General features: G+C 45.3%; 6 protein-coding genes. All 6 read left to right on the top strand.

The features are described from left to right. Positions 1 to 124: 124 nt before the first annotated feature. A complete protein-coding gene (gene benC / locus B4F08_RS15470) occupies positions 125 to 1,141 on the top strand; it encodes a benzoate 1,2-dioxygenase electron transfer component BenC (RefSeq protein ID WP_086210943.1) in 1,017 nt (338 codons plus the stop codon). A gap of 319 nt (positions 1,142 to 1,460) precedes the next feature. After that, positions 1,461 to 2,246, top strand: coding sequence for a benzoate diol dehydrogenase BenD (gene benD, locus B4F08_RS15465; protein WP_291375220.1), 786 nt, complete (start codon positions 1,461 to 1,463; stop codon positions 2,244 to 2,246). A 53-nt stretch (positions 2,247 to 2,299) separates the two neighbouring features. After that, positions 2,300 to 3,526 carry a benzoate/H(+) symporter BenE gene (benE, locus tag B4F08_RS15460; protein ID WP_291375219.1) on the top strand — a complete coding sequence of 409 codons (1,227 nt, stop codon included), beginning with the start codon at positions 2,300 to 2,302 and terminating at the stop codon, positions 3,524 to 3,526. A gap of 27 nt (positions 3,527 to 3,553) precedes the next feature. Beyond that, positions 3,554 to 4,234: a 3-oxoacid CoA-transferase subunit A gene (locus B4F08_RS15455; protein WP_291375218.1), complete on the top strand. Its 681-nt coding sequence runs from the start codon at positions 3,554 to 3,556 to the stop codon at positions 4,232 to 4,234. A gap of 13 nt (positions 4,235 to 4,247) precedes the next feature. After that, on the top strand, positions 4,248 to 4,904 hold the full coding sequence (locus B4F08_RS15450) for a 3-oxoacid CoA-transferase subunit B (RefSeq protein WP_291375217.1): 657 nt from the start codon (positions 4,248 to 4,250) through the stop codon (positions 4,902 to 4,904). A gap of 148 nt (positions 4,905 to 5,052) precedes the next feature. Further along, on the top strand, positions 5,053 to 5,790 hold a 738-nt coding region (locus B4F08_RS15445; RefSeq protein ID WP_291375216.1), incomplete at its 3' end, for a beta-ketoacyl synthase N-terminal-like domain-containing protein.

Raw genomic sequence — 5,790 nt, 5'->3', positions numbered from 1 at the left:
TATATCAACCAAGTGATTGATGTTTATCACCTCTAAGTTAGCCACACATCCTTAGTATGCTTTCAGCCAAATGGAGTTTTGGCTGAAAGTTCCAAGTTTCAAAGTTTTTAAAGGATATTCAGCCATGTCAAACCACAATGTTGCACTTCAATTTGAAGATGGCGTAACGCGTTTTATTACCGTGACTCAAGGTGAGTCTTTATCAGATGCCGCTTACCGCCAAAAAATTAACATTCCGCTAGACTGCCGTGATGGTGCATGTGGAACTTGCCGCGCTTTTTGCGAATCTGGTAGTTATGACATGCCTGAAGAGACGTATATTGAAGATGCGTTAACACCAGAAGAAGCGGAACAAGGCTATATTCTGGCTTGCCAATGCCGTCCGACCTCAGATGCCGTATTCCAAATTCAAGCGTCATCTGAAGTGTGTAAAACCGAAATTCACCAGTATCAAGGCACATTAGTCTCTGTCGAAAATTTATCAGAATCGACCATTACTTTTGATATTCAGCTCGATGAAGGTCAACCTGACATTCACTTCCTTGCTGGTCAATATGTCAACGTAGGCATTCCAGAGACAGCAGAAACACGTTCATATTCATTTAGCTCGAAACCGGGCAACCGTTTAACTGGCTTTGTAGTACGTAATGTGCCGAATGGCAAAATGAGTAGCTTTTTAAGTGGTGCTGCCAAAGCGGGCGACAAAATGACGTTTACTGGTCCATTTGGTAGCTTCTATTTGCGTAATGTGGTTCGTCCTGTGGTTATGCTGGCAGGCGGTACTGGTATTGCACCCTTTATGTCTATGCTACAAACTTTAGAAGAAAAAGGCGCTGAACACCCTGTTCGTTTAGTGTTTGGTGTTACCAATGATTTCGACTTAGTGGCTTTAGAACAGCTCAATGCCCTCCAAGCTAAACTTCCATGGTTTGAATACCGTACCGTAGTTGCAAGTCCAGACTCTGCACATGAGCGTAAAGGTTATGTAACTGGGCACATTGACAATGAATGGCTCAATGGCGGTGATGTTGATGTCTACCTTTGTGGTCCTGTCCCTATGGTTGATGCTGTTCGTGGTTGGTTAGATAGCGAAGGCGTAAAGCCTGCAAACTTCCTGTTTGAAAAATTCTCTGCAAACTAATAGATCACCCAATATTTAAGTCATAGAAAAAATGATACGCGAAAACGTCATTCGCAATTGTTCGAGGCCAGACTGCTTGGTAAAAAAGCCTTTTCTGCGAGAAAGATATCAAGTAATCGGTTTCTGACGAGTTTTGCGATGAGGTGCACTGCACCGCAAGGTGGTTTCTTGCGAAGCGCTGCTTCTCATTTTCCCAAAAGGAAAGTAAGTCCAACCGAAGGTTAATCCGGTAAGTGATATTCAAATGTTAGGACGCCGGCGTGCCAAATTTATAAATTTAGAAAATCATCTTTATATCGGATGATGAGCGAGTTCAAAAATGGCGTTAAATCAAAGATTTTTAAACAAAGTCGTGATTGTGACTGGTGCCGCTCAAGGCATTGGTCGCGGTGTTGCACTCCAAGTAGCTGAAGAAGGTGCGCAAGTTGTCTTAGCTGATTTATCCGACTATGTCGATGAAACATTAGCAGAGATTGAAGCACATCAAGGCGATGCTATAACCGTCAAAGCCAATCTTGAAACCTTTGCAGGCGCACAAGCCGTTGTTGAAAAAGCACTTGAAGTCTATGGCCGTGTTGATGTACTCATCAATAATGTCGGTGGTGCAATTTGGATGAAACCCTTTGACGAATTTTCTGAAGAAGAAATCATCAAAGAAGTGAATCGCTCATTATTTCCAACGCTGTGGTGTTGTCGCGCAGTTCTACCTGAAATGATTAAAAATCAAAAAGGTACGATTGTAAATGTATCTTCTATTGCGACTCGCGGTATTAACCGAGTGCCCTATTCGGCTTCCAAAGGCGGAGTGAATGCCCTTACTGCATCACTGGCTTTTGAGCATGCCAAAGATGGCATCCGCGTGAATGCAGTTGCGACAGGTGGAACCGAAGCACCGCCACGCAAAGTGCCACGCAATGCAAATCCATTGTCTGAAAATGAAAAAACGTGGATGCAACAAGTGGTCGATCAAACCATTGATCGTAGTTTTATGAACCGCTATGGCACGATTCAGGAACAAGTCAATGCGATTGTATTTCTTGCTTCAGATGATTCGTCATATATGACAGGTACAGTGGTTCCTGTAGGCGGTGGCGATCAAGGCTAATTGATCGTCACAAAACTTTATATACAGGATCATGTCTGCATGGAGGCAAATGAATGGCTACCCTGTTTAAAACTTTGAAAGAAGATTGGTCTATTTCAGCCACTGTCGCAGGTTTTTTGGCGGTGCTGATTTCCTATTCAGGACCACTCATTATCTTCTTTCAGGCTGCGCAACAAGCTCAGGTTTCCCCGACCATGATGATTTCATGGATTTGGGGTATTTCTATTGGGGCAGCCGTGGCAGGGATCTTTCTTTCCATAAAGTTTAAAGTCCCTGTGATTACCGCATGGTCTGCACCGGGTACAGCTTTATTGGTCACGCTGTTCCCAAATATTAGCCTGAATGAAGCTGTAGCCGCTTATATCACTTCGGCTGTGGTGATTTTCCTGATTGGGATCAGTGGTTACTTCGATAAATTGTTGAAATGGATTCCGCAATCGGTAGCCGCTGGGATGATGGCAGGTATCCTATTTCAGTTTGGTTTAGGTCTTTTTAGCGCAACTAACAGTATGCCGATTATTGTGTTTAGCATGCTGTTTGTCTTTTTAGTCGCAAAACGAATTTCACCACGCTATAGCATGCTTTGGGTACTGCTTTCAGGTGTGGCCTTGAGCTTTGGGCTTGGTGAAATGAATGCAGTGAGTTTAGATTTCCAACTTGCTACTCCTCAGTTCATCAGCCCCGAATGGACTTGGCACTCCACCTTAAACCTTGCCCTGCCTTTAATTTTAGTCAGCCTGACAGGACAGTTTTTACCGGGCATGGCCATCATGAAACTGAGTGGTTACGACATGCCTGCCAAGCCGATTATTACCACCACCAGTATTGCTTCTTTAGCTGTTGCATGTGTCGGCGGTATCACCATTGTTTTAGCGTCAATTACGGCTGCACTGTGCATGGGCAAAGATGCGCATGAGTTAAAAGAAAAACGCTATATCGCAGGCGTTGCTAACGGCATTTTCTATATTTTAGGTGGTTTGTTCGCAGGCAGTATCGTTCTGCTCTTCAGCTTGCTGCCAAAAGAGCTTGTTGCTGCTTTGGCTGGCTTGGCTTTATTGGGAGCGATTTCAACCAATATTGCTGTAGCCATGAAAGATGAATCTCAACGAGATTCTGCACTCATTACCTTTTTAGCTACAGCTTCAGGTATGCACTTTTTGGGTCTAAGTTCCGTTTTTTGGGGCATCGTCATTGGTTTAACTGCGCATCTGATTTTAACCAAACATAGTCCTGAAGTTTCAGCTTTAGCTTCACGCTCCAATCCAAGTTCTAAAAGTTAATAGGTACGCTGTACCTAGGACAATATTATGATTGATAAAAGTTCAGCTTCTATAACAGAAGTACTTTCGCAAATAAAGGATGGCTCAACCATCATGATCGGTGGTTTTGGTACAGCAGGACAACCTGCTGAACTGATTGATGGCTTGATTCAACTCGGCATTAAAGACCTTACCATCGTCAGTAACAATGCTGGCAATGGCGACTATGGGTTAGCCAAGCTACTCAAAGCGGGTGCTGTGAAAAAAGTCATTTGTTCGTTCCCGCGTCAGTCCGACTCTTGGGTCTTCGATGAACTCTATCGTGCAGGCAAAATCGAATTGGAGCTGGTGCCTCAAGGTAACTTGGCCTGTCGTATCCAAACCGCAGGCATGGGTCTCGGTGCAGTGTTTACCCCAACAGGTTACGGTACCTTATTGGCCGAAGGCAAAGAAACCCGTCACATCGACGGTAAAGATTATGTACTGGAATATCCAATCAAAGCTGACTTTGCTCTGATTAAAGCCCAACAAGGCGACCGTTGGGGCAATTTGGTTTACCGCAAATCGGCACGTAACTTCGGCCCGATTATGGCAATGGCTGCCAGTGTGACCATTGCACAAGTCTCTGAAGTGGTGGACTTAGGGGCTTTATATCCTGAACACATCATCACCGCAGGTATTTTTGTTCAACACGTGGTGCAGGTTCAACCTGAACCTGTTGCTGTGTAATCGGGAGAACATCATGAGCTATCAAAAACTCAGCCGTAACCAAATTGCAGAACGTGTGGCACAAGACATTCCTGATGGTGCCTATGTCAACTTAGGTATTGGCTTACCGACCAAAATTGCTAGTTACCTGCCAAGTGACAAAGACGTGTTCTTACATTCCGAAAATGGACTGTTGGCTTTTGGCCCACCACCTGAAAAAGGTCAAGAAGACCCAGAACTGATCAACGCAGGGAAAGAGTATGTGACCATGTTGCAAGGCGGTGCCTTTTTCCATCATGGGGATTCTTTTGCCATGATGCGTGGTGGTCACTTAGATATAGCCGTCTTGGGTGCCTTTCAAGTCGCAGCCAATGGTGACTTGGCCAATTGGCATACCGGTGCACCTGATGCGATTCCTGCGGTTGGCGGTGCAATGGACTTAGCTGTCGGTGCCAAGAAAGTCTTTATCACCACCGACCATGTGACCAAACAAGGTGAACCGAAGATCGTGGCTGAACTGAGCTATCCAGCGACAGGTTTGAAGTGTGTAGACCGTATTTATACCGACCTGTGTGTGATTGATGTCACCGCAGAGGGTTTAAAAGTGATTGAGAAAGTCGACGGTTTAAGCTTTGCAGAATTGCAGGCCATGACGGGTGCAACTTTAGTGGATGCGACTCAACAGAATTAATGATTTGAATCCCCCTAAATCCCCCTTTGATAAAGGGGGACTTCCATCTTTCTAATTTTGGGAAGTTCCCCCTATTTAAAAAATAGGGGAACTCCTCCCTTTAATAAAGGGAGGTTGGGAGGGATTTTAGATAAAGGGAAAATGAAATATGAAAAACGCTTACATTATTGATGCCATCCGTACCCCATTCGGCCGTTATGCGGGTGGTTTAGCCCCAGTTCGTGCCGATGACTTGGGTGCAGTGCCAATTCAAGCCTTGATGCAACGCAATCCAACAGTGGATTGGACTCAAGTCGATGACGTGATCTACGGCTGCGCCAACCAAGCAGGTGAAGACAACCGTAATGTGGGTCGTATGTCGGCATTACTTGCTGGCTTACCGGTTGAAGTTCCTGCCACGACTGTGAATCGCTTATGTGGCTCATCACTTGATGCGATTGCCATGGCAGCCCGTGCCATTAAAGCAGGTGAAGCCAACCTGATCATTGCAGGTGGTGTGGAAAGTATGTCTCGTGCACCCTTTGTCATGGGTAAATCGGAAACCGCCTATGGCCGTAGCCAAAAGATTGAAGACACTACTATGGGCTGGCGTTTTATCAATCCTAAGCTGAAAGCGATGTATGGTGTAGACACCATGCCACAGACTGCGGAGAACGTGGCACAACAATTTAATATTGATCGTGCAGATCAAGACCAGTTTGCCTTGACGAGTCAACAGCGCACCGCAACCGCGCAAGCTCAAGGCTTTTTTAAACATGAGATCATCCCTGTAAATATTGCACAGCGTAAGGGTGATCCAATTGTGGTCGACACGGATGAACATCCACGTGCCTCGACCACACTCGAAGGTTTGGCTAAACTCAAGCCAGTCGTGACAGCAGAAGGC

Origin of the sequence: Acinetobacter sp. UBA6720, from assembly GCF_002454215.1 — a bacterium.
In the GTDB taxonomy this organism is placed as follows: Bacteria; Pseudomonadota; Gammaproteobacteria; order Pseudomonadales; family Moraxellaceae; genus Acinetobacter.
Note: the sequence above shows the minus strand (reverse complement) of the source record. Positions and strands in the feature narration are given on the sequence as shown.